This is a genomic window from Pseudoalteromonas sp. R3 (assembly GCF_004014715.1).
Classification (GTDB): domain Bacteria; phylum Pseudomonadota; class Gammaproteobacteria; order Enterobacterales; family Alteromonadaceae; genus Pseudoalteromonas.
In genome coordinates this window covers 2,390,339-2,413,516 of record NZ_CP034835.1, presented here as the reverse complement: position 1 = coordinate 2,413,516, position 23,178 = coordinate 2,390,339, and the positions used below count along the sequence as shown (strand labels likewise).

General features: G+C 45.8%; 20 protein-coding genes. 9 read left to right on the top strand and 11 right to left on the bottom strand.

Annotation, left to right across the window (positions count from 1 at the left end):
- Positions 1-81: 81 nt before the first annotated feature.
- Positions 82-543 (bottom strand): DUF3010 family protein, encoded by a 462-nt coding sequence (locus ELR70_RS15505; RefSeq protein ID WP_054017660.1) that lies wholly within the window; start codon positions 541-543, stop codon positions 82-84.
- A 75-nt stretch (positions 544-618) separates the two neighbouring features.
- Positions 619-1,623 carry an endonuclease/exonuclease/phosphatase family protein gene (locus tag ELR70_RS15500; protein ID WP_054017659.1) on the bottom strand — a complete coding sequence of 335 codons (1,005 nt, stop codon included), beginning with the start codon at positions 1,621-1,623 and terminating at the stop codon, positions 619-621.
- A gap of 235 nt (positions 1,624-1,858) precedes the next feature.
- Between ELR70_RS15500 and thrS the strand changes: the two genes are divergently transcribed.
- The 4 genes from thrS (at position 1,859) to rplT (ending at position 5,183) form a co-directional block, all read left to right on the top strand.
- Complete coding sequence (thrS, locus tag ELR70_RS15495) at positions 1,859-3,769, top strand: threonine--tRNA ligase (RefSeq protein WP_054017658.1); 1,911 nt, start codon at positions 1,859-1,861, stop codon at positions 3,767-3,769.
- A gap of 70 nt (positions 3,770-3,839) precedes the next feature.
- Entirely contained in the window at positions 3,840-4,403 is a 564-nt protein-coding gene (infC, locus tag ELR70_RS15490) for a translation initiation factor IF-3 (RefSeq protein ID WP_082353403.1), read from the top strand.
- Between the two features lie 204 nt (positions 4,404-4,607).
- Positions 4,608-4,808, top strand: coding sequence for a 50S ribosomal protein L35 (gene rpmI / locus ELR70_RS15485; protein WP_010387195.1), 201 nt, complete (start codon positions 4,608-4,610; stop codon positions 4,806-4,808).
- A 15-nt stretch (positions 4,809-4,823) separates the two neighbouring features.
- Positions 4,824-5,183: a 50S ribosomal protein L20 gene (rplT, locus tag ELR70_RS15480; RefSeq protein ID WP_010387194.1), complete on the top strand. Its 360-nt coding sequence runs from the start codon at positions 4,824-4,826 to the stop codon at positions 5,181-5,183.
- 79 nt (positions 5,184-5,262) lie between these two features.
- Here rplT and ELR70_RS15475 read toward each other — a convergent pair whose 3' ends face one another.
- Positions 5,263-6,093 carry an SDR family oxidoreductase gene (locus ELR70_RS15475; protein ID WP_054017657.1) on the bottom strand — a complete coding sequence of 277 codons (831 nt, stop codon included), beginning with the start codon at positions 6,091-6,093 and terminating at the stop codon, positions 5,263-5,265.
- A gap of 141 nt (positions 6,094-6,234) precedes the next feature.
- Here ELR70_RS15475 and ELR70_RS15470 point away from each other — a divergent pair, with 141 nt between their 5' ends.
- From ELR70_RS15470 to ELR70_RS15455, 4 genes are all read left to right on the top strand, one after another.
- Complete coding sequence (locus ELR70_RS15470) at positions 6,235-8,025, top strand: M14 family metallopeptidase (RefSeq protein WP_054017656.1); 1,791 nt, start codon at positions 6,235-6,237, stop codon at positions 8,023-8,025.
- Positions 8,026-8,667, top strand: a complete 642-nt coding sequence (locus ELR70_RS15465) for an MBL fold metallo-hydrolase (protein ID WP_054017655.1) — start codon at positions 8,026-8,028, stop codon at positions 8,665-8,667.
- A gap of 54 nt (positions 8,668-8,721) precedes the next feature.
- Positions 8,722-9,180, top strand: a complete 459-nt coding sequence (locus ELR70_RS15460) for an Lrp/AsnC family transcriptional regulator (RefSeq protein ID WP_046004338.1) — start codon at positions 8,722-8,724, stop codon at positions 9,178-9,180.
- Positions 9,181-9,292: 112 nt separating this feature from the next.
- Positions 9,293-10,849 carry a SulP family inorganic anion transporter gene (locus tag ELR70_RS15455; RefSeq protein WP_054017654.1) on the top strand — a complete coding sequence of 519 codons (1,557 nt, stop codon included), beginning with the start codon at positions 9,293-9,295 and terminating at the stop codon, positions 10,847-10,849.
- A 50-nt stretch (positions 10,850-10,899) separates the two neighbouring features.
- On the opposite strand, the gene ELR70_RS15450 is transcribed toward ELR70_RS15455, so the two are convergent.
- The 5 genes from ELR70_RS15450 to ELR70_RS15430 all read right to left on the bottom strand — a co-directional run bounded on the left by ELR70_RS15450 (position 10,900) and on the right by ELR70_RS15430 (position 17,582).
- Positions 10,900-13,314 (bottom strand): ABC transporter permease, encoded by a 2,415-nt coding sequence (locus tag ELR70_RS15450; RefSeq protein WP_054017653.1) that lies wholly within the window; start codon positions 13,312-13,314, stop codon positions 10,900-10,902.
- On the bottom strand, positions 13,307-14,023 hold the full coding sequence (locus ELR70_RS15445; RefSeq protein ID WP_054017652.1) for an ABC transporter ATP-binding protein: 717 nt from the start codon (positions 14,021-14,023) through the stop codon (positions 13,307-13,309). The genes ELR70_RS15450 and ELR70_RS15445 overlap by 8 nt, the downstream gene beginning before the upstream one ends.
- Before the next feature lie 12 nt (positions 14,024-14,035).
- Positions 14,036-15,307 carry an HlyD family efflux transporter periplasmic adaptor subunit gene (locus ELR70_RS15440; RefSeq protein ID WP_054017651.1) on the bottom strand — a complete coding sequence of 424 codons (1,272 nt, stop codon included), beginning with the start codon at positions 15,305-15,307 and terminating at the stop codon, positions 14,036-14,038.
- A gap of 197 nt (positions 15,308-15,504) precedes the next feature.
- A complete protein-coding gene (locus ELR70_RS15435) occupies positions 15,505-17,130 on the bottom strand; it encodes a PD40 domain-containing protein (protein WP_164881454.1) in 1,626 nt (541 codons plus the stop codon).
- 161 nt (positions 17,131-17,291) lie between these two features.
- On the bottom strand, positions 17,292-17,582 hold the full coding sequence (locus tag ELR70_RS15430) for a winged helix-turn-helix domain-containing protein (protein WP_164881453.1): 291 nt from the start codon (positions 17,580-17,582) through the stop codon (positions 17,292-17,294).
- Between the two features lie 291 nt (positions 17,583-17,873).
- Here ELR70_RS15430 and ELR70_RS15425 point away from each other — a divergent pair, with 291 nt between their 5' ends.
- Positions 17,874-18,626: a type 1 glutamine amidotransferase domain-containing protein gene (locus ELR70_RS15425; RefSeq protein WP_082353399.1), complete on the top strand. Its 753-nt coding sequence runs from the start codon at positions 17,874-17,876 to the stop codon at positions 18,624-18,626.
- Positions 18,627-18,833: 207 nt separating this feature from the next.
- Here the strand turns inward: ELR70_RS15425 and ELR70_RS15420 are convergent, their stop codons facing one another.
- The 3 genes from ELR70_RS15420 to ELR70_RS15410 form a co-directional block, all read right to left on the bottom strand.
- Entirely contained in the window at positions 18,834-19,295 is a 462-nt protein-coding gene (locus tag ELR70_RS15420; protein ID WP_054017648.1) for a DUF2846 domain-containing protein, read from the bottom strand.
- Between the two features lie 249 nt (positions 19,296-19,544).
- Positions 19,545-21,761, bottom strand: a complete 2,217-nt coding sequence (locus ELR70_RS15415) for an ATP-binding protein (RefSeq protein WP_054017647.1) — start codon at positions 21,759-21,761, stop codon at positions 19,545-19,547.
- Positions 21,733-22,929 (bottom strand): extracellular solute-binding protein, encoded by a 1,197-nt coding sequence (locus tag ELR70_RS15410; protein WP_054017646.1) that lies wholly within the window; start codon positions 22,927-22,929, stop codon positions 21,733-21,735. Before ELR70_RS15410 ends, ELR70_RS15415 begins: the two co-directional genes overlap by 29 nt.
- Positions 22,930-23,178: the final 249 nt, after the last annotated feature.

Here is a 23,178-nt window from a genome sequence, read left to right as displayed (position 1 = left end):
TTTGGAAAAAGTGAAATAAGAGAAAGTGTTATCGGTGTGTCGCGGGATCAAAAAGCCCGGCCTACGTGCCGGGCAATAGGGTTATTCCGCCTGTTCGGCTTCGTCATGACCATAGGTTTTACGCATAATGTATACGTAGGCGTTATGAAACGCTTGTTCCTGGTACTTTTTTAACCCTGTATCGGCGAAATCGACTGGCACCGGATTACGCTTCAGCTGTTCTTTAACTTCAGTAGAAGACAATAATTTGACGTCTGTGCCTTCGATAAGCTGCATCGCTGTTTCCATTTTAAAGCCGGCCGCGCTGCCCGCGAACTTGCCTTTATGGGCACGTTGACGGATGGCAATAGAGTCAATTTTGTAATCTTCTACCAGCTTGGCAAAATCGAAGTGGAATTTGCGCATCGCGTCTGTGTCCTGGCCAATATTGCCGAGCGTAAAGCGCGTCTGGCGAATATCGCGAATATCAAAAACGTCTTCTTCTTTGCTCAGCAGGCACAGCAGGGCCTCGCTGCCGGTAATCTCTACACCGAGTGTTCTCATTGTTGGTTTCCCATTAACTGGTCAAATAAATCGTTACAGGTAAAGATCATATCACAGCTCGCCAACGCCGAGAACTTATTGCAACATCATTTCTATGGCAATGGCGGCATGATCAGAATAGCGAATGTCTTCTTCATCTCTTTTGGGGTCGAGGTGCGAGGCATAATTGTGATAGGTCAGGCGTCTGACCTTGCTGTGTTCATGGTTTGGGTTGAACTCTTTAGAGGCTAAAATATAATCAAGCGTGTTTCCCGTACCCTGATAATAATGTGTCGGCGGCTTCTGGCCAAAACTAAGTTGATTGTCGGCCAGACAAAAACTGTCGAACAGTCCGACGCTATTAACATCCTGATGTATGGCACTGGTTGGAAACTGCTGAGTCATAAAAGACAGCGCCGGGCTGGCAATATGGTCGTTGAAATCGCCCATCACGAGTGTTGCGGCGCCTTTTTCCCTTTGAGTCTTGAGTGCATCGTAGTAAACAATAGAGGCTTCCAAGGAGCGGGAGATCTGCGACTGCATAGTGCCCACTGTCTGGTGTAATAACGTGAGCAGGGGATCTTCAACAGAAGTATTGCCCAGCATATGAGCCATCGAATGGACGCGTTGAGATTTAAAATGCACCGCATAGACGGTTGTCAGGCCAAAACCGGGTAGCTCAAAACTGCATTTTATGGGCGTGCGATTGAACTTAAACTGGTGCTGGTTATTGAGGTACTCCAGGAGTTCAGGGCAAGGCTCCAGCGGAGTGAAGCTTTTAAAGGGGAACTTACTGGCAATGGCGACAATGGGGTTAAACAGCACATTGGGATAAACCAGGTCGGGTTTGGGCGTATCGACGGTGGCAAAATAGGGCAGCCCTAAATCTTCGCACAAGGTGGCCAGTGTTTCCGGGCTAAATACTTCCTGAAATACAATCACACTGGGGTCCATATGCTGGATTAAACCTGTGATAAACTGAGTTTTGGTCAGCCATTGTGTGTCATTGTAGGATTCATCTAGTTGATAAAAAGAATAGGGGGGCGCAGCAAAGTTCAGCAAATTGAAGGATGCAAACTTGTATGTGTGTTTCTGTGCCATGGTTTTCCTCGTCATTTTACCCAAATCCCTGCTTAATCTTAGTCTTTTCCTTGCAACTCGCCACGTGAGCGTTCACAATGGGCGCTGCGTTTGAAAGTCCCCAGACTCTGTCAGTATATCACTGTTCAATCAATGCTTATTCGTAAAAGCGTTGATGGGCGTCAAATTTAAAAGAATTAACTTAACTAATACATGTGATGCGTTGTAGGTGTCACCACTGTAAATAGGAATTATCATGCCAGTAATTACTCTCCCTGACGGCAGTCAGCGTATTTTTGAAAATCCGGTTACCACTTTAGAAGTTGCTCAGGACATCGGCCCAGGCCTTGCGAAGGCGACCATTGCCGGTCGTGTGAACGGCGTCCGAGTGGATGCATGCGACCTGATTGAACAGGACGCGCAGCTTGAGATCATCACCGCAAAAGATGAAGATGGCTTAGAGATCATTCGTCACTCGTGTGCGCACTTGATTGGCCACGCGGTTAAGCAGCTTTTCCCTGAAGCCAAAATGGCGATCGGTCCGACCATTGACAATGGTTTCTACTATGACATCGACATGGAGCACTCGCTGACTCAGGAAGACCTCGATGCCATCGAAAAGCGCATGCTTGAACTTGCTAAAACTAACTATGACGTTGTTAAAAAGAAAGTAAGCTGGCAAGAAGCACGCGATGCGTTCGAAGCGCGTGGCGAAACCTACAAAATGGAAATCCTGGATGAAAACATCGACAAAGATGACCGTCCAGGCCTTTACCACCACGAAGAATATGTGGACATGTGTCGTGGTCCGCACGTGCCAAACATGAAATTCTGCCAACACTTCAAAATTATGAAAGTGGCTGGCGCATACTGGCGTGGTAATGCAGAAAATAAAATGCTGCAGCGTATCTATGGTACTGCGTGGGCAGATAAGAAGCAGCTTAAGGCTTACCTGAAGCGCCTGGAAGAAGCTGAGAAACGCGATCACCGTAAAATCGGTAAAGCGCTGGATCTGTGGCACTGGCAGGAAGAAGCGCCGGGCATGGTTTTCTGGCATAACGACGGCTGGAGCATCTACCGTGAGCTTGAAGACTTCGTGCGCGAGAAGCTACGTGAATATGCTTACGAAGAAGTTAAAGGCCCGCTGATGATGGACCGTGGTCTGTGGGAAAAATCAGGCCACTGGGACAAGTACGCTGATGCTATGTTCACCACAGAGTCTGAGAAGCGTGAATATGCCATTAAGCCGATGAACTGTCCGGGTCACGTGCAAATCTTCAACCAGGGCCTGAAGTCGTACCGCGACTTACCACTACGTATGGCCGAATTTGGTTGTTGTCACCGTAACGAGCCTTCGGGTGCACTGCACGGTCTGATGCGTGTTCGTGGCTTTACTCAGGATGACGCACATATCTTCTGTACAGAAGAGCAGATCATGGATGAAGTATCAGCTTGTATTAATATGATCTATGATACATATTCAACATTCGGCTTTGAAAAGATTGTCGTAAAACTGTCTACACGCCCTGAAAAGCGTATCGGCGACGACGAAATGTGGGACAAAGCAGAAGAAGCGCTGGCTGATGCACTTAAAGCAAACGACATCGAGTTCGATTATCTGCCAGGCGAGGGCGCGTTTTATGGTCCTAAGATCGAGTTTACTTTGTACGACTGTCTTGAGCGTGCTTGGCAATGTGGCACAGTACAGCTAGACTTTGCTTTACCGGGCCGCTTAGGCGCGACATATGTAGCAGAAAACAATGAACGTAAAACACCAGTGATGATCCACCGTGCTGTGTTGGGTTCACTGGAACGTTTCATTGGTATTCTGACTGAAGAGTATGCGGGTTTATTCCCGACCTGGCTTGCGCCTAAGCAAGTGGTGATCATGAATATCACCGATAAACAGGCGGACTATGTGCAGGAAGTTGTACAAAAACTGAATAAACTTGGAATAAGAGCCGGTGCTGACTTGAGAAATGAAAAGATTGGCTTTAAAATCCGCGAGCATACTTTAAAACGTATCCCGTATCTCCTTGTTGTTGGAGACAAAGAAGTTGAACAACAAGAAGTTGCGGTAAGAACTCGCAAAGGTGAAGACCTGGGCAAGTTCTCTGTTGATGACTTTATTGCTAAGATCAGCGAAGAAATCAAAGACAGACGTTAAATTAACAAACCTGTGCGAAAAGTTTATCAACTAACATAAAACGCTTTTCGCACAATATATTTTTGACTTTTTGGAGGAACGTACCATTAGAGGCGGCAAAAAAGGGCAAACTACTGCTCAGAAAAATCGTATCAATGAAGAAATCACAGCGAAAGAAGTTCGCTTAATTGACGCTGAAGGCGAACAGGCAGGCGTAGTTTCAATTAGAGAAGCACGAACGCTTGCGGAAGAAGCCGGCCTGGACCTGGTTGAGATCAGTCCGAATGCAGAGCCACCAGTCTGTAAAGTAATGGACTATGGTAAGTTCCTTTTTGAAAAAGCAAAAATACAAAAAGAACAAAAGAAAAAGCAAAAACAGATCCAGGTTAAAGAAATCAAATTCCGTCCTGGCACGGACGAAGGCGATTATCAGGTCAAACTGCGTAACCTTCGCAAATTCCTTGAAGCGGGCGACAAAGCGAAAATCACTATTCGTTTCCGTGGCCGTGAAATGGCCCACCAGGAAATTGCCATTGAAATGCTAAATCGTTTGAAGGCTGACCTGGAAGAGGTGGCTCAGGTTGAGTCATTCCCTAACCGGGTTGAAGGCCGTCAAATGATTATGATGATGGCACCTATTGCGAAAAAGTCTTAATTAAGGCATAATACGCGCCGATTTAGCGATCGACAGAATTTAACTCAGGTTCCAAGTGCGTAAGCCACCTGAGTTAACCGGTACCTAAGTAAAGGTCACTTGTGGCTTTTCACCGGAATTAGGGTGCATACCAGGCCAAAAAAGTGATGTCTATCATCCGCCTGATTGCATAATGTTAACGCAATATCATTTGGAGTTATTGCAATGTCTTACAAACTAAAGACACACAGAGGTGCTGCTAAGCGCTTCAAAAAGACTGCTTCTGGCGGTTTCAAGCGTAAACAGTCGCATCTTCGTCACATTCTGACTAAGAAATCTTCTAAGCGTAAGCTTCACCTACGTAATAAGACTATGGTTCATAAGAATGACCTGGGTCTTATCAATCGTATGTTACCATTCGCTTAATAGAGGATATCAGAAATGGCAAGAGTTAAACGCGGTGTTATCGCACGTGCACGTCACAAAAAAGTATTAAAGCAAGCTAAAGGTTACTATGGAGCACGTTCACGTGTTTATCGCGTAGCTTTCCAGGCAGTAACTAAAGCAGGTCAATACGCTTACCGTGACCGTCGCGCTAAGAAACGTACTTTCCGTCAACTATGGATTGCACGTATCAACGCTGCTGCACGTCAAAACGGCCTTTCTTACAGCCGTTTCATCAATGGCCTTAAAAAGTCATCTGTTGAAATCGATCGTAAGATCCTAGCTGATATCGCAGTATACGACCAAGTAGCTTTCGCAGCACTAGTTGCTAAAGCAAAAGAAGGTCTTGCGGCTTAATTCTCTTAAGCTAAGCGATTGAAAGAAAAGGAGCCACTGGCTCCTTTTTTTGATCCAGTCACTACTGTATGCAGTGATATTATCTATTTTTTAGCAAAACCTTATCCAACCAGGCTGAGCTGAGCAGGCGTTTTAGGTATCCCATCAGATACGTCGGGAAGGTCACATAATATCTTGGCTTTGCGCGTTTAGCGGTGAGGGCATGCAAGAGTTTGTCATAAACGGCTTCTGGCCCCAGCGTAAATTTTTGCGGTGCAGACTGAGCGTTCAGGCGAGTTAGTTGTGCTTCGTATTCGGTTTTGTGCGCGCTGCTTGCAATCTCAATGTGCTGCTCAAAGGCGACGCGTGCATTACGGCGAAATTCAGATACGATAGGGCCGGGCTCTATCAGGCTTATTTGAACATTGGAGCCACTTAGCTCCATCCGCAGTGTATCTGTCAGCCCTTCCAGCGCAAACTTGCTGGCGTTATAGGCCCCCCGGTACGGCAGAGCTACCAAACCCAGCACCGATGAGTTTTGAATGATGCGGCTGTCACCGCCGTGGGCTCTCATATGTGCAACAGCCAGGCGTGTCAGTGTATGCCAGCCAAATAAATTTGTTTCGAACTGATTGCGCAGTACGTCAGTAGGCAGATCCTCGACTGCGCCAGGCTGACCGTATGCCCCATTATTAAATAGCGCGTCTAACTGACCATTGCACAGCGCTATGGCTTCATTGAATCCCTCTTTGATAGAAGAATCATCAGCCAAGTCTAAAAGGATACAAGGGATCCCGCGGTCTTTAAAGCGCTCTAAGTGTTGAGGATTGCGCACCGATGCAACGACACGAAATCCAGCACTATGAAGTGCCTGGGCGCAATAAAAGCCGATCCCCGTTGAGCATCCGGTAATTAAAATCGATTTTGTCATGTGTTTATCCATGTTTTTTCGCTGAGCCAAAAGTCAGCTCGCGATTAACTGTGAATTTTTGTAGAATCACCGCACATTGTAAGTTGTTAATTTAAATATTGATATAATCATCATATCGATAGATAGAAATAAAGATTGTTTATGAATTTAGGCATTGTTTTGCTAAGTGCAACAGTAAATCTGAATAGTCATTTACCACCGCTTCAAGACTGGCAAGGAAAGAGTGTTGGTCTTATGCAAGAGCAAGGACCTCTTACCACAGATTTCGAACTGAGCAAGGGCATAGAAAGTCCTGATTATGCAAAAACGATGGCATTTGTAGACCGTTTGGTTGCCGCAAATCCAACCCAGTTTAAGGCGGTAACTATCGGCCAGAGTGATGCTGGTCGAGACATAAAAATGCTGGTCGCCTCACAGGTTAATCAGTTCACTCCCGCGATGTTAAAAAATAATAATAAACCGACATTACTCATTCAGGCGGGGATCCATGCTGGTGAAATAGATGGCAAAGATGCCATGTTTATGTTGTTGAGAGATATTGCCACAGGTAAACGTCGCGATATTCTGAACAAAGTCAACATTCTGTTTATTCCGATCCTTAACGTGGATGGGCATGAAAGGCGTAGTGTCTACAACCGCATTAATCAGCGCGGGCCGAAGGAAATGGGTTACCGTACTAACGGGCTGAATTTAAACTTAAATCGTGACTATACCAAGCTAGACACGCCAGGCGTACGGGCTATCATGAATGTCATTAATCAGTATCAACCCGCCATGTACCTAGATTTACATGTTACGGATGGTGCCGATTATCAGTATGACATCACCTACGGGTTTAACCCGAGCTTTGCCAGTGAATCTCCTGCGGTTGCAAAGGTGTTGGAGCAACACTTTACACCTATGATTGATGAAAAGTTGCGTCAACAAGGTCACGAGCCGGGACCTTTGGTGTTTGTGATGGATAAGCGAGATTTCAAGAAAGGTCTTGCTGGCTGGGTAGCCAGCCCTCGTTTTTCTAATGGCTGGGCTGACATTAAGGCTTTACCCAGCATTTTACTAGAGAATCACTCCCTCAAACCTTACAAACAGCGTGTGCTGGGCACCTATGTATTTGTTGATGGCGTGATTGATGCGTTGACAGAACATCAGCAGGCATTGGCTAAAGCTGTTGAGACAGAGAAACACTTTGTGCCTGATGAGTTGGTCGTAGAGCGAGGTTATAGCGAAAAGCCGGACTTGATCACCTTTAAAGGTATTAGCTATAAACGCTTTGAAAGTGCTCTATCCGGTCAAATGGAGGCAAAATACCTGGGGGAGCCTGAGTTTTATGAGCAGTTACCCGTATACTGGCAGAAAGTAGAAAAGCGCAAAGTAAAAGTGCCAAGTGCATTTTATATCCCACCAGCGTATACAGGTACAGTCGAAAAGCTCAAACTGCACGGTATTGCTGTTGAGCAGTTGAATACAGATGTACTGGCAGACGAGCTGGTGCAATTTTCTATAAAGTCATACGAATTTGCTAAATCGCCATTTGAAGGCCGCTTTCGTGTCAGCGCCCAGTTTGAACAGCAAGCCGTATCATCGTCTCTAAGTCTGTCTGGGTGGTACAAAGTGTCTACACAGCAGGCCGGTGGAGAGTTGGCAACGCATTTATTGCACCCAGAAGCGCCAGATTCATTGTTTGCCTGGGGCGACTTTCCAGGCTTATTTCAGCGTACTGAGTACGTTGAAAATTATGCACTTGAACCCTTTGCTCGGAAAATGTTAAAAGACAATCCAGCAATGGCGCTGGCGTTTGATAAAAAAATCAGTGAGGATAAGGCCTTTGCAGGCGATCCAAAAGCGAGAATGGAGTGGCTCTACAAGCGTACACCTTATTATGACCAAGCATACCTCAAGTATCCGATCCTCATGTCCTTTAAGGAAAAGTAGATGCAGGTAATTACCATACCCGTAACACCATTTATGCAAAATTGCCGTATCATTTGTTGTCCAACCACAGGTAAGTGTGCAGTGGTTGACCCGGGAGGCGATGTTGATAAACTATTGTCTGTCATAGAGGAACGCACTCTCAATGTTGAAATGATTTTGCTTACCCATGGCCATCTGGATCATGTGGGTGCCAGTGAAACACTATCAAACGCATTGGGGGTTGAAATTGTCGGACCACAGCGCGATGATAAGTTTTGGTTTGACGCGTTACCTATGCAGGCGCAGATGTTTGGTTTTGCACCACAGGCGGCGTTTTTTCCTGTACGTTGGCTTGAGCACGGTGAATGTGTTGAACTTGGCCAGCTAAAACTAGAAGTTCGCCATTGCCCGGGGCACACACCGGGTCATGTCGTGTTTTATGAGCCGCAAAGTTCATCTGTTTTGGTTGGAGATGTTTTATTTAAAGGGTCTGTAGGTAGAACGGACTTCCCGAAAGGGGATGCCGCGCTATTAAAACAGTCAATAGAAACTCAGTTATTCACATTGCCAGAGGCGACGCGGGTAATGAGTGGCCACGGGGAAGACACTTCGATTGGCTATGAACAGCGCCATAATCCTTTTATGAGCGGACGGTTTGGCTGATAACAGAATCTATCAGCACTGTATTCATTTAACTAATTAAAAATTAAGAAAAATATGTCATTAAATCAGGTTGATCGTCAAATACTAGCGCTGCTACAGCAAGATGCAAGTTTATCTACGGCAGAGATTGCCGACAAGGTCGGATTGTCGCAGTCACCTTGCTGGCGCCGAATTGCCAAGCTGGAGCAGGATGGATACATCAAAGGTAAAGTTGCTTTGCTCGATGAGAAACAGCTTGGTTTTGATATGCTCGTTTATGCTCATGTAAAGTTATCAAATCATGGTCGTAATAACCTTTCTGAGTTTGAAAAACTGATCATGAGTTACGATGAAGTCACAGAGTGCTATACCATGGCAGGAACTATGGATTTTATGCTGCGCATTATTTCTCGAGGTATAGAGGGATATGAGCAGTTTGTCAGAGATAATCTGCTTAACCTTGAATATGTTCAGGAAGTACATTCAAACGTCACCATGACGTGTGTGAAGCGAACCACAGCCCTGCCAATCTGATTGTCATACATCAGACCTGAAACTCAACTATAATGTATCTCATTTGTTAAAAGCGCTGGATTTTGCTAGGATCCAGCGCTTTTCTGTCGTAGTAATAATCTTGGGGATTTAAATGTTTAATCTAATAGGCAAAGCGCCCAGCTCTGCTAAGAACGACATACTGTCAGGATTGACCGTCGCTCTGGCGTTGGTACCTGAAGCTGTCGCATTTGCGTTTGTCGCACATGTCGATCCATTAGTTGGCTTGTACGCTGCATTCATCGTGGGTTTAATCACCTCTATTTTTGGTGGTCGTCCGGGCATGATTTCTGGTGCAACCGGTGCGCTGGCGGTTGTTATGGTCAGCCTGGTGATTGAACACGGCGTCGAATACCTGTTTGCGACTGTGCTGCTTATGGGGGTACTGCAAATCCTAGCAGGTGTGTTTAAGCTTGGTAAATTTATTCGCATGGTACCGCACCCCGTAATGCTGGGTTTTGTGAATGGTCTGGCCATCGTTATCTTTTTGGCCCAGCTTGGTCAATTTAAGATTATGGATGAGTCTGGCACATTACAATGGATGCAAGGGCAACAGCTCTACATTATGGCTGGTCTGGTTGCGCTGACGATGGCAATCATCCACTTTCTGCCAAAACTAACAACCGCAGTGCCTTCAAGCCTGGCGGCAATATTGGTGGTGACAGGCCTGGTGATTGGCCTTGATTTGGATACACGAAACGTACTGGATTATCTCAAAGATATGAGCGGTAACGTGAATGCAACCATTGCCGGTGGTTTCCCTGAGTTTCATATTCCTCAGGTTCCCTGGACCTGGGAAACTTTTACGATTATTTTCCCGTATGCGCTTATCCTAGCGGCAATTGGTCTGATTGAGTCACTTTTAACACTGACCCTGATTGATGAGATCACGGAAACACGTGGCCATTCAAATAAAGAGTGTATAGGTCAGGGCGCTGCCAATATGACCTGTGGTGTGTTCGGTGCTATGGGCGGATGTGCGATGATTGGTCAGTCTATGATCAACATTAATTCAGGTGGTCGCAGTCGTCTTTCTGGTATTACTGCTGCTGTCTTATTGCTCGCCTTTATTCTGTTTGCGGCAAGTTTAATTGAAATGATCCCATTGGCTGCGTTAGTCGGTGTGATGTTTATGGTTGTACTGGGGACGTTTGAATGGTCAAGCTTCCGCCTGATGAAGCGCATACCAAAGAGTGATGCGTTTGTAATTGTTCTTGTTTCTGGCGTCACTGTAGTGACCGATCTGGCTATTGCAGTATGTGTTGGTGTGATTGTGTCGGCACTTGTGTTCGCCTGGGAACATGCAAAGCATATCTACACCAGCAACTACATTGATGAGCAAGGCTCAAAAGTCTATGAGCTACATGGTCCGCTGTTCTTCGGCTCCGTTAAAAACTTTGCTGAGTTGTTTGATGTGGCGAATGACCCTGCGGATGTGATCATCGAGTTTAAGCACAGCCGTGTTGCTGATCACAGTGCCATCGAAGCGATTGACGCATTGGCAGAAAAGTATACTAAAGCAGGCAAAAAGTTACACTTACGTCACCTAAGCCAGGATTGTCAGCAGTTGCTGGCAAAAGCGGCAGATCTGGTGGAAGTGAATGTGATAGAAGATCCAAAATATAAAGTTGCGTCAGATAAATTAGCGTAACCTGATTTAAAGAAGCCCCTTACGAGGGGCTTCTCATTTCTTTGGTCGGCCTAATCACGCTTCAGTGTCTCGACGGGACGACTTCGCACAGCATTAAAAGCCACCATCTGGACTGTGATTCCTGCCAGTGCCAAACAGACAAACGAGCAGATGGCAAATACATCAACGGGTAACTCAATTCGGTAGACATATTGATTGAGCCAATCGGTGAGCAGGATAAACGCTATGGGCAATGCGATAAGGGTTGCAAGCAGCACCAAAACACCAAAGCGTAATTGGAACAGCCCATAAATTTGCCAGTTTTGTGCGCCCATAATCTGGCGTATTGCTATTTCCTTCAGGCTTTGTAACAGGGTAAACGAAGCCACTGCGTACAACCCGGTAACAGACATGACCATTGCGATGAGTGTAAATAGCTTCAGCAATTGCAGGTGCTGTGCCTGGTTATGATATTGCGCGTCGAATAAGCTTGCCAGCCATTCATACTTAAATGCTTTGCTGCTGTCCAGTGCAAGCCAAGTCTGCTCCAGCTGCTGCAGCACATCTGGATTAAACCCAGCTTTCAGTCTGATTGCCATCCATCTAAGTGCCAGATCTTCGGGTTTTTCAGACAAAACATAAACCATAGGCGGAACATGCTGACTCGCATCAACGTAATGCGTATCTTCGACCACACCGATAATCTGATGACGATGCAATCCTTCGTTAACACTGCCGAGTGTCAGATAGCGACCTATTACGTTATTGGGGTCAACATTCAATCTGGCCGCCAATGTTGCATTGATTATAAGATTCCCGCGAGTATTCGCTGTATTCTGTTCATCTTCAAAGTATGGATCTCCGGGTGACTGGCGCGTAAAAACCCGACCACTCAGAAGCTTAATACCCATTGTCCTGAAGTAGTCATAACTAACCGGATTATTACCGACCCATATCTCATTATCGGGTGCTTCATGAGTTCGCACAATCGCTGATGTGCGCGTCGCTTTGGTAGGGATCGTGTGTGACATACTCAGGGAAACGACATCGTCATATCTTGATACCTGACGCTTGAAATCCTGATAAACGGTAGCACCGCGGTTGATGATGAGGACATTTTCTCTGTCATAGCCTTGCGCCATTGTACTAAGATGATCCATCTGTTGACTCACCACTATGCTGGCGATCAGCAACAGCGTGGCTATGGTAAATTGTATGGTCATGAGTATACGCCGAAAGAGTATCCCTCCTTTACCTGCATCTATCACTCCCTTCAGTACTAAAGCCGCGTTCATGCGGCTGAGAAATAGAGCAGGATAGCCTCCCGCAAGAAGTGTAACGCAAAGCAAGGTGAGTATCAGCGTAAGAATAAGTTCAAAGGAAAGGGAAAGCGAGATTTGCGCCCCCATCAATTGATTAAATGCATCCAAAAGCATCGCGGTTAAAGCGAGTGCCGCTCCCAGAGCCAACAGCGTTATGAATAAAGACTCAATCAGATAATGCAAGGCGAGCTGATTTGGACTTGCTCCCAGTGCTTTTTTTACTCCTACTTCTCTGGCACGTCGCAATGAAGCCGCGGTAGCTAAATTAGTGAAATTGATACAGGCCAAAACTAATAACATAAAAGATATCAGCACAAAGGTGTCTACCATTTCACGACTGCCCGGTGGGATCAGGCTGCGAGTCGCAGTTGCGTTTAGATAGACATCCAGTAAGGGTTCGAACATAACCCGGTACTGCTTGTAAGACGATAACCCTTCAACGCGTTGCTGATAATAGTCACTGACATTTGCTGTCAGTGACGGTATTGCAGTTGCTTGGGTGATTTTTGCAAATGTAATCGTCGCGTTGAAATTCCACAATGTTTGCCAGCGTTCATTTGGCAGCTGCTGAAAATAGTTCTGGATTGGCAAAATTATCTCGCGCGGAATGGTGGATGGGTCACCTGAGTACTTTATTACCGCGGATACCTGATAGGATTTACCGTTAATGTTAAGCTGTTCACCAATAACCTGAGTGTTGCGTGAAAAATACTTCAGCGCCTGTGCTTCATGCAATACCACTTTATCTGGTGCAAGGAGTGCCGTATGAACATCTCCCTCAATCAGGGTGTAGTCAAAAAATGAGAAAAAGTTCTCGTCGACGAATAGCGCACGTTCAGCAAATACACCAGACTCATTCCTGATAGATATCGTACTGACTGAAATGCGAGTTGCTTCCGTAACCTGAGCAAAGTTACTGGTAAGCTCTTCGGCAAGCCGCAGTGGTGTGAGTGTTTGAGGGCGGTTGTCATCTCTGATCAGATTAATTCGGTAAATATTATTTGCATCTGTGAAGTGTGAATTAAAGCTATGCTGATGTGCGACATACAGTTGTATCAACATAAAACAGGTTAGGCCGATGATTAAGCTGAGTAGCTGGATGAACGTAGTGCGTTTGCTGCGCAGCATATTACGCCATGTCATGGTGAATAGAAGGTTAATCACTTAATGCCTCCTGTTTACTCCATGTGCGGTGAGTAGCAACCGGACTGTCTTGGTGTATTTTGCCATCCATAAGTCGAATAACCCGAGTGCCGTATTGAACTTGTTCCTGCGCATGCGTCACCATTATGATGGTTGTTCCCATCATGTTGAGCTGGCGAAGTATCTCCATGACTTGTGTTGAGTTTTGGGAGTCCAGGTTACCTGTCGGTTCATCGGCCAGGATCAAATCTGGTTGAGTGACTATCGCACGTGCAATCGCAACCCGTTGTTGTTGCCCTCCTGAGAGCTTTGCTGGTAAGTGAGTGCGACGATGAGCAATATCCAGGCGATGAAGAGCCTCTTCAACCCGAGCGGCTCGTTGTGCTTTATTGAGCTGCTGATAGTGCAGTGGCAGTGCGATATTTTGCTCTACGTTGAGTTCGTCTATCAGATTAAAATTCTGAAAAATAAATCCAATGTGTTTTTTCCTCAATTGTGCCTTTGTTAATGAAGATGCAGTGGCAAGCTCAGTGTCATTAAACACAAAGCTGCCTTCATCGATGTCATCCAGCATGCCCAGAATATTGAGCAAAGATGACTTACCACAGCCTGACGGCCCCAAAATAGAGATAAATTCGCCTTGGCTGACCGACAAGGAGAGCTTGTCCAGGGCGACGGTTTCGATATGTTCCGCAATAAATGAGCGGCTGACATTATTTAGTTTGATCATGATTGTTCTACCTTATGGGATAAGAGAAAGGTGCTCTGCGTCGGCAAAGCGGTTGTATGAAGACGTGATCAGTCGCTCATTGACGCTGATCCCTGAGACGACCTCCACTTGAGTGGGGTTCCGGCGTCCAAGGGTGATTTTGCGCTTGTGTGCACTGCGCCCATCTTCACTCACTACAAACGCCCAGGCTCCAGCTGTGGACTGTATAAATGCACCATTATCAACGACCAGCTGAGCTGTCTCGGAGCTCAGGTTTAACTCCAGTGGCAAACTCTGTCCTAGTCTCAATGTGGGCAGTCCGTTGGGGTTTTGGACATGAAAGTCCACTTTAAATCGGCCATTTTCTATACCCGGGTAAATTCTGGCCATGGTGAGCGTAATTGTTGTTTGCCCGAGTTTCATCGCGGCGGTGTGCGCCATTGAGATCTGGTCTATATAGAATTCATCAATGTGGGCACTGATTTTGAATTTGTCTATCACATCGACTTGACCAAGTCGCTCACCAGGCGCTTTAGATTCACCAACCCGGGCGTTCATAAATGTCAGTTGCCCATCGCGAGGGGCACGGATAGTAAGCTTGTCCAGACTGGATTGCGATATCTTGAGGTTAGATTGTAAGGTAGCAATACTTTGAGAAAGCTGGGTGAGCTGTTGCTGTTGTAATAATGCTTCTTTTTGCTGGCTTTGTTTTACCGTTTCACGGTATGTCACTTGGTAATTAAGCTCATCTCTGAGTATCTCTACTGTTCGTTGTGGCACTAAGGCTTGTTCATATAGCTTTTGTTGACGCGCCAAATCTTTTTCCAGTTTGAGAATGGTAAAATCGAGCTCGATGATGTCACGTGCCAGCGCAAGTTGGTTTTGCTCAACGGCCAGACGCGTGTTGCGCATGTCGTTAATCTGCTCTGATACTTCTGCTTCGCGAGCCAACACCCTAAGCTGCAGATCTGTATTGCTGAGCTTGAGTAGTGCCTGACCTTGACGAACCTGCTCACCCTCCTGGACATATAATGCGTCTACACGTCCGCCATCAATGGCATCTATAAAGATGGTGTCTCGCGGCTCGACAACACCGCGTAACGGCAGGTAGTGGGTAAAGTTGGCGCGATGTGCGGTACTGAATTCAAGTGTGCTCTGACTGATGTCATAGGTTTTCCCTGACGTCTGAAAGTGGCTACTGAACACCTGAATACTTGTGGCTGATACCGCAGTGAAAGCAATGACAAGCGAAGTAATAACGACGCGTCGTCTACTCAATAATTTGGGTTGGATGGGTTTATCCATGTTGTCTCCTGATCCTGTGAATGAAAACGCAGGTCAGTATTGCTAAATCGAAAAGAGGATTCAGGAACAAACAGGGAAAAGGTATGATGGCTTACGGAAAAGTAATGACCACAACAAGTGGTCACAACTAAAAGCAATAAAATTAACAGCTTAGATTGAGGTGAGATACAGAGACTGTATCACCTTGAGAAAATGCTTTACTGTACATCAAGTGTTCTCATGACATCTGCTGTAGTACGTTGCAGGCGGGTATAGATTATCCCATGTGTCGAAAGGTGATAATCTGCATTATCAATCTGTTGTGGCCAGGTGATTTTATCCGTGGATGTCATAGGCAAGTGTGTATGACTTTGGTCGTCCTTCAGACAATGTAAGCCATTGATTCCACGTTGCAGAGTAAGCCGCCGGTTAGGCAGGTGCGTTGTACAATACAGTGGTAACGCAGAGGTCTCTTCACTTGATACTGTGTGCATGAATACCTGACCTGTTTTACGGTGTATCAGGTAAAAAGCGTCATCGTGTTTGCTGTAGATCCCACCCATAAACTCGGGGAAAATAAGTTCGGATTCATGCGTTGTCAGATCGAAACGTATCAGCTGCCAGCGATTGTTTCTGGTAGTGGAAAATAGCAATTGATTGTCAGAATGCCAACTGACGCCTCTGACCGCCATATCGGTGCCTAGCAGAGGGGTCGTTTCCTGTGTTGTGATATTTGTGAGGAGAAGCTGATTGTCAGCCAGACTGAGCAATTGACTTCCATCGGGAGAGAATGCGAGCTGGTAAAATCGATGAGGAGTTTTGCCTGAGGTCAATGGGACAGGCTCCGCCAGCGGCTGCGTGATATCACCCAGATACACTTGTGCGTGTGTTGAGCGCTTTGACACAAAGGCATAATGTGATGACGTGTTTGCTATTGTCGGCAGGTAGTCCATGACCGACGAGTTTGCCAGGGGTTGTGTTTGATTGTCTGTACTGCGCTGCAAATAGATATCTCGGTCCAGGAGGTAAGACACGAAGGTAAAGTCTGTGCCATTGTTTATTCTGACTGGATGTTTTACGCGCGCCGTATTGCTAACCACGGTTGCCAATTTATCGCCATGCACAGTACTTTGCCATAACTCATAAGCCGGATGTGGGGCAGGGTGGATCAAACTTTGACTGTCATGATGCCAGATGGCTGAGCGCATCAGATAGTCAAGTTGTGCGGTTTGGGTGAGCTTTGACGAGGATAGCTCGAGCGTGTAAATACGTGTCTTTGGACCAAATTCACTGTTTAGCATTACCAACGAGCGACCGTCCGGTGACAGGTCAAATGCATAATTGCCACGGCCATTTGTTATAGGTTGATTCAAGATCGACTTTTGTTCCTGGGCCAAATCAATCTGGAATACTTGATAGCCGAATTCTTCAGACGTGCGGTCATTAAAATAGAGTTTTTTCCCGTCTATTGAAAAAGCCAGAGCAGGCCTGCTTTCATTTCCACATGTACTGAGTTTCTGCCACTGTGATTGTGTGAGCAAATTCGCCACAGGAGCCAGATAAATGGCACATGTTTGCGGTGTATGCATAACAAAAGCGAGCTGTTCACCATCAGGTGACCAGCTTGGCCGACTGAACCGCGCAAGCGGGATTGATAGCTGCTGTTGGGCATGTGTGCTGACATTTTCGACGATAAGCGCATTCAACTGCTTCGTTTTTTTGACATAAGCAAGAGATTTGAGATCTGGCGACATGCTGGGGTATAGCTCCTCACCCTGCGCGCGCGTATACGGTTTGACTTGCTTGTTTATACTCAGCTCTGGCGAAGAATAAGGGTTGTACAAAAACACCCCTGCTATTAAAGAGGCTGCAGACAAGGCAACAACAGATAAAATGGGCCGTCGAATTCGGGCTCCGTTGGAAGGAGATTGGTGTTTAATTGTATTTGCACTTTGGGAACTTAGTGTTTGTATGGGTACCTGATCTGTTCCGTGAAATGCGGTGATCATGCGATACCCTTGCGCGGCACGGTCAAAATGAAATTGGGGGATTTGGGATCGTCGCCCAATGCTTTACGCACCTTGACCAGGGTACGGCTAATGGCGTTATCAGTTACCAATGTGCCTTGCCATACCGCATCCATTAACTCATCTTTGCTTATTACTCTCTGCTGATTGCACGCCAGGTAGTAGAGCAGATCGTACACTTTAGGTGCCAGCGTCACTGAGACGCCATCACGGATCAGTAATTGGTTATGGGTATCTATGATCAGGTTTTCAAATCTCAGGTATCTCAAAATAGGCTCCTGCCTGGTACTCAATGGTATTATTTTTATCTTTTGTACACGTCAACATATGAGTTGGATATGTCAGATAGTACGCTAGTTTATAGGTCGACGTAAATCCGGGCACTTTAACTCATCTCAATGATGTAGTTTTAAGTTGTTAAAATATATAGAAATAAAACCGTGGTCACAGTGAGGTCACTGTCCCGTCCTGATAATTCCTGAATAAATCAGCGTTGCTTCATGTGTCATTGAATATGAATCGATAAGGTGAGCAGAAATTAATTCCAAATAAGGACTTTTATGATGTGTACATTCTATCGTGTTCATTTTCAGATATTAGCTAAAAAGCTTGTTTTGTTGGCTCTGATTATGGCTGCTTCCATGCCTGTTTTATCTGCTGATGCGCGCAAAGGTAAAGTTTTGTTTGTTATCTCCGGGGATAAGCATGGCTTTTGGTTACCTGAAGTTGTGGGTCCATACCAGGTGCTATACGACGCCGGGTACGAGATTGAGCTTGCCAGCAGTACCGGCAAGCCAGGATACCCCAGAGGGCGACTGACAGAGGCACAAAGACGTTGGCTGGATAATTCGCTTCTAAAGCAGCAATTAAAAGAACCAAGTGGCATAGAGACACGCGATAGTCGTGACTATCTTGCGGTATACTACGCAGGTGGGGCTGGGCCAATGTTTGATTTGACGGCACATGCCTCAACAAAGAAGCTTACTGAGGCTATCTATAAAGCGGGTGGTATTATTGCTGCGGATTGCCACGGAACCGTCGCCTTGCTGAACTTACAGGATGAAAGTGGTCACCGGCTGATCTTAAACAAGCGTATTACCGGCAAAGCGAATAGCGAAGAAGGGTGGTTTGCTCGCACACATTATCCATTTTTGGTTGAAGATGAGGCAATCAGGCTTGGTGCGAATTTTATTGCTGCAAAAAAAGGTGAAGTGAATGTTGTGGTAGATGGTCAGTTTGTAACCGGACAGAATCCGGCGTCAGCAATACCTATGGCTAAGGCGTTATTGGCCGCATTAGGGCAATTGAAGTGATTGTCTCACTTTTAGGAAAGTACACTAAGGCAGTTAAAATTTACTCTTTCATCACTAGGGTCAGGACTGTCAGTTGTAACTAGTAAAAGCGGCGGATGAGGTAAAGTGAATGTGATGGAAGATACAAGACATAAAATTGCGTCAGACTAATTCACATAACTTTATATACAGAAGCCCCTTTGAGGGGCTTCTGTATATTTGGCTGTATTATTTCTTACTACACTTGCCCGGTTTTGCAAGTTTCAGGGGAGTGATATCCTCTTGCCCTTCTCCTTCGCTAACCTGTTTAAGGTTGGCACCACCGACAAAAACGCCTAGTTTGATATATTGTTCGATATAGTAATTCTTGCCTGATTCAGTATCAATGATTAGGTCATTTGGTGAAAACTCAGATTCAGTTGTAATCTTAGTGCCTTTTCCTGCTTCAACCTGCTTATAGAAGAATACATTAGGTGCAGATTCACCCACGCACTCGTCATTGACCCAAATGTCCTTTTTTAACGCTCCACCTATAGAAGAATCTCGGTAGATGTACAAACCAGCATAACCATCTTTCGGCGCTTCGTATTGTTTCGCTCGACTAGATGCTTCTTCTGACTCTAGCGGCACACTGGCACACCCGGAAAACAGTGAAACCAATACAGCTGTGAACGCAATTTTTTTATACATAGTAACTCCATTAAATGTACTAAATTAAAAAGTAAAATGCTGATTTATTGTGTTTTTCAGTATGTAGCAAATTACGAAACAAATTCTCGGTTATTTCTATTCTAGGGTCAATATAAATATTCCAATAACTCTCTGTCTTCGACTCCTGAGCCTGGCTGTAGTTTGTTAGCTGTAAACAGATGAAAATAGTACTTGCTACTGAGAACAAAAAGCTGAACCGAAGGAGGGCTGTTGAACGCTCAAATGGATTTACTTGTCTGTTAGTGTTTGGGTCGCAGAGCCTGTAGGGTCAGATGGTGCTTGTAACTGCCTGTCCATAACCCGGGCAATGGTATCGAACAGCGCCTGCATATCAATTGGTTTGGCGACGAAATCATCGAATCCAAGTGACAGATAGCGGCTAACATCCTCAGGGAGCACATTGGCTGTGATGGCAATGAGCGGTTTATGGTAGCCGGTATTCTTCACTTGCTGGCAAACTTCTATACCATCCATCACCGGCATCTGAATATCGACAAAGAAAAGGTCGGGTGGTGTCTCATTAAAACAATTCATCGCCAACTGACCATTGTTTGCCATGGTGAGGTTAGCGTGGGTTTTTTTCATCATCGCAGCAAATATTTGTTGATTAATCAGGTTATCCTCAGCCAGCAGGACATTGATACCGCGTAAGTCGGGTATTTGCGGCTGAGCTTTATTGGGTGAGTGTTGTGCTGTCAGCTTGGTACATACCAGCGGCAAACTAACTGTAAACTGGCTACCTTCACCCGTAACACTGCTGACAGCAACTTCCCCTTGCATCAGCTCCACTAGCTGTTTGACAATTGCCAGTCCCAACCCCGAACCGCCATATTTGCGCGTGGTTGAGCTATCAGCCTGCTGAAAGTGCTTAAACAGGCTGGCGACCTGAGTAGGCGTCATGCCAATGCCCGTATCACAGACCTCAATCAAAAGTTGCTCTTTGTCGCCCTGCACGTTCAGCTTAACCTGACCTTGTTCGGTAAACTTGATGGCATTTGACAACAAGTTGCGCAATATTTGTTTAAGCCGCAGGGGATCGGCAAGCCTGACTGATAGTTGTGGTTTTAGCTCCGTGGTTAGTTCTAGCTGGACTTGTTTATCACGTGCAAGGTGTTGATATTCCTGAATCACCTCCCTGCATAGCTTTAATATGTCTACTGCAAGTACTTCAAGGTTAAGCTTACCAGCCTCCATTTTTGAAAAGTCGAGTATGTCATTAACCAGAGCAAGTAGGGTCTGCGAGGAGGTATAGCCTTGCTCGACGAGCGAGTGCTCTTCTTGATCATGATGGTGCTGCCTTAGTAGCTGGAACACTCCCAGAATCGCGTTCATGGGCGTGCGGATCTCATGGCTCATAGTGGCTAGAAACTGCGCTTTAGCCAATTCAGATTGCTCTGCGCGTACCTTCTCTTGCTTAAGCTGCGTCACTTGGGTATTGACGGTACTCACTAGCTCATTCAGCGTCTTTTGTAGTGTTTTGAGCTCTTCGTATTCCAGATCCGCATTATTTTGTTGATAATTACCTGAAGTCAGCGATGTGCAGTATTTTTCAAGCTGTTTCATGGGGCTTGTTACCTTACGGCTCACGTAGGCCAGGTACCAAAAGAGGATGATTAATACACCCAGTGCAAGTAGTGCGCTTCTGATAATGGCGTAGAGGATCTCCCGAGTATATGCGCTGTGCTGGTGAGAAAGTGAGAGAGATAAGTTTAATCCGTCACTACTGCGTTCATAAATAGGATGTGTTGCGCTAAAGCCTCCTTCAAATTCCTGGCCTTCACGAAACCACATTTGTTGATCTGAAAAAACACTCAAAGATTCATAATCTGCCAACTCAATGGCAAGCTCTCTTACGTCAAGTTCGAAAAAGAGCACACTGGTATAGCGAAAGGGGTCTATTAAAGAAGGCAATGTTTGGCGCAGTGGTACGGCAATGAACAAGGTTCCCCCGTTTGTATCGGTAACTCCAAGCTCTTTATTGCTGATCAGTAGTTTACGTACCATCAACTCACGTGCATTTTCGTTGATCACTGAGTTGGCATGCTCAATCACAGAAGGCGTGGCCCAGTGTAGGGTATAAAGCGGGTAACCTTCGACTATGTAGGGCGAACCGTCGCTGATCATTACGCTTTTTACCAAGGGAGATGTGTAGACCAGATCGCGCATTTCTTTGAGCGCGTATTGCGTGTATAAAAGATTGAGCGGCAATTCTGCCAGGATCCGGTGATCACTGTAATGAGCAACCTGAAAAGTAAATTCGGCGAGTCTGTTCTTAATGTCTAAAGACAGACTCGTTACTCTTTGTGCAACCGTGTCTGCGGCGATTTTATTAGCTTGGGTCCAGGCACTGTAAGCAAAGTGAGCGAGGGCAATGGTCAGCAGGGCTAAAACCATTGTACCGACTTTAAGCTGTAATTCACTGACCAGGCTTTTTTTCTTGCTCATAGCTAATCGACTTCTCGACAATATGTTGCATAAAGTGGGCGGCCTGATGTTCATCAAGTACGCCAGCCAGATGGCGTGTTAAACCCTTTAACATCGCCTCCCAGACAAAGGCCATCTGTGCTTCGTTAGGCATAGGCTGAGCGTACTCTAAGGTAGAGATGAGCGCCTCTACTTGTGTAATACCTTGTATCTTAAGCATTTCAAGTGCGCGCCTGTCGACAGGTAGTGCATTAATGGAAGACCATAAATTAGTTTGTACAGGCAGAGATTGCAAAAACTCAGACAGTGTTCTGAGCTCGGCTCTTTTGCTCCCGGATAAGGCGTTGTCGGGAAACGCCATAACGTGAGATGAAAAGTACGAACGCATCGGTTCACCGCGTAGACGGGGTAATTGCGCAACACCCAATTTATCACTGAAATGTTCAGAGAAACGTTGGAACATCCAGGAGCCATTGATGGTGTAGGCAACTTCACCGGCTAAAAATTGATTTACGGTACAATCGTAGTCGCACTCTACATCCAGCCAGGCCTCTTCTTTTAGAGACTTATACCAGCGCAGGGCGTTAACCATAGCGGGTGTATCTAAGTGAGCGTTGCCATTTAAAATCACTGATGTTCCGAAAGTGCCTAAAAACGCTCGATACCAGTACATTTCGTAATAGTTCCAGTTGATTTTAAGCATCTGCTTCTGTTGTTGCTCGCGAAGCTGCTGCCAGTTTTGGGCAGGGTCGCTGACAAGTGCTCGGTTGTAATACAGCATCAGGTGGTTACCAAACACAATCGGTACACCTAGCGTAATGCCATTGGCTTTGATGTTCATGCGGACCTGGTCAATTAAGTGCGTTGAAAGCCAATCATCAGGTACTTCGGACAAGTTTAGCGCTGTCAGGCCCATATAGTCTGCTGGGACTATGATACCGTCGGGTAGGGCGTTATTACTGGCCCTCAACAGTAGCTCAGACTTTAAAGAGTTGTTCTCGAATTCAACGACCTTAACTTTAATACCGGTTTTCCTGGTGAACTCCTTAAACAGGGGGTTGAAGTCGTAGTTCTCAAGACCAATGGCAATAGTCAATGATTGAGGAAGTGGCTGCTTAGCTTGCGCCATACAGCTGCACAGGCCTGTTATCAACATGGACAAGAACGTGGTGGATAACCTGCCAAGCATGACCTTCCTTAGAGTGGGATTCGCTAACTAGTTATAGCAAAATATCAGGGCAGAGCAAACCTGTGCGATGTACTCTCACATAAACATGACTCGTACTAACGGTGAAATGCGCAATTTTACAGGCTGTTGAGGCGTAGATAATATGAGGTCTTTAAGAATTGTGATGGGAGGTTAATAACGGGTGCAGTTACGACCGAGTGGATTAGTGGTGCGAAACCGTGCTTTAGCGCGACTTTTGCGCAAGGTGAA

What these genes read in the sequence shown, in the direction of transcription:
- ELR70_RS15505 (WP_054017660.1), bottom strand. Translation starts at nt 543, where the DNA reads ATGAGAACACTCGGTGTAGAGATTACCGGCAGCGAGGCCCTGCTGTGC.
- ELR70_RS15500 (WP_054017659.1), bottom strand. Translation starts at nt 1,623, where the DNA reads ATGGCACAGAAACACACATACAAGTTTGCATCCTTCAATTTGCTGAAC.
- thrS (WP_054017658.1), top strand. Translation starts at nt 1,859, where the DNA reads ATGCCAGTAATTACTCTCCCTGACGGCAGTCAGCGTATTTTTGAAAAT.
- rpmI (WP_010387195.1), top strand. Translation starts at nt 4,608, where the DNA reads ATGTCTTACAAACTAAAGACACACAGAGGTGCTGCTAAGCGCTTCAAA.
- rplT (WP_010387194.1), top strand. Translation starts at nt 4,824, where the DNA reads ATGGCAAGAGTTAAACGCGGTGTTATCGCACGTGCACGTCACAAAAAA.
- ELR70_RS15475 (WP_054017657.1), bottom strand. Translation starts at nt 6,093, where the DNA reads ATGACAAAATCGATTTTAATTACCGGATGCTCAACGGGGATCGGCTTT.
- ELR70_RS15470 (WP_054017656.1), top strand. Translation starts at nt 6,235, where the DNA reads ATGAATTTAGGCATTGTTTTGCTAAGTGCAACAGTAAATCTGAATAGT.
- ELR70_RS15465 (WP_054017655.1), top strand. Translation starts at nt 8,026, where the DNA reads ATGCAGGTAATTACCATACCCGTAACACCATTTATGCAAAATTGCCGT.
- ELR70_RS15460 (WP_046004338.1), top strand. Translation starts at nt 8,722, where the DNA reads ATGTCATTAAATCAGGTTGATCGTCAAATACTAGCGCTGCTACAGCAA.
- ELR70_RS15455 (WP_054017654.1), top strand. Translation starts at nt 9,293, where the DNA reads ATGTTTAATCTAATAGGCAAAGCGCCCAGCTCTGCTAAGAACGACATA.
- ELR70_RS15445 (WP_054017652.1), bottom strand. Translation starts at nt 14,023, where the DNA reads ATGATCAAACTAAATAATGTCAGCCGCTCATTTATTGCGGAACATATC.
- ELR70_RS15440 (WP_054017651.1), bottom strand. Translation starts at nt 15,307, where the DNA reads ATGGATAAACCCATCCAACCCAAATTATTGAGTAGACGACGCGTCGTT.
- ELR70_RS15425 (WP_082353399.1), top strand. Translation starts at nt 17,874, where the DNA reads ATGATGTGTACATTCTATCGTGTTCATTTTCAGATATTAGCTAAAAAG.
- ELR70_RS15420 (WP_054017648.1), bottom strand. Translation starts at nt 19,295, where the DNA reads ATGTATAAAAAAATTGCGTTCACAGCTGTATTGGTTTCACTGTTTTCC.
- ELR70_RS15415 (WP_054017647.1), bottom strand. Translation starts at nt 21,761, where the DNA reads ATGAGCAAGAAAAAAAGCCTGGTCAGTGAATTACAGCTTAAAGTCGGT.
- ELR70_RS15410 (WP_054017646.1), bottom strand. Translation starts at nt 22,929, where the DNA reads ATGCTTGGCAGGTTATCCACCACGTTCTTGTCCATGTTGATAACAGGC.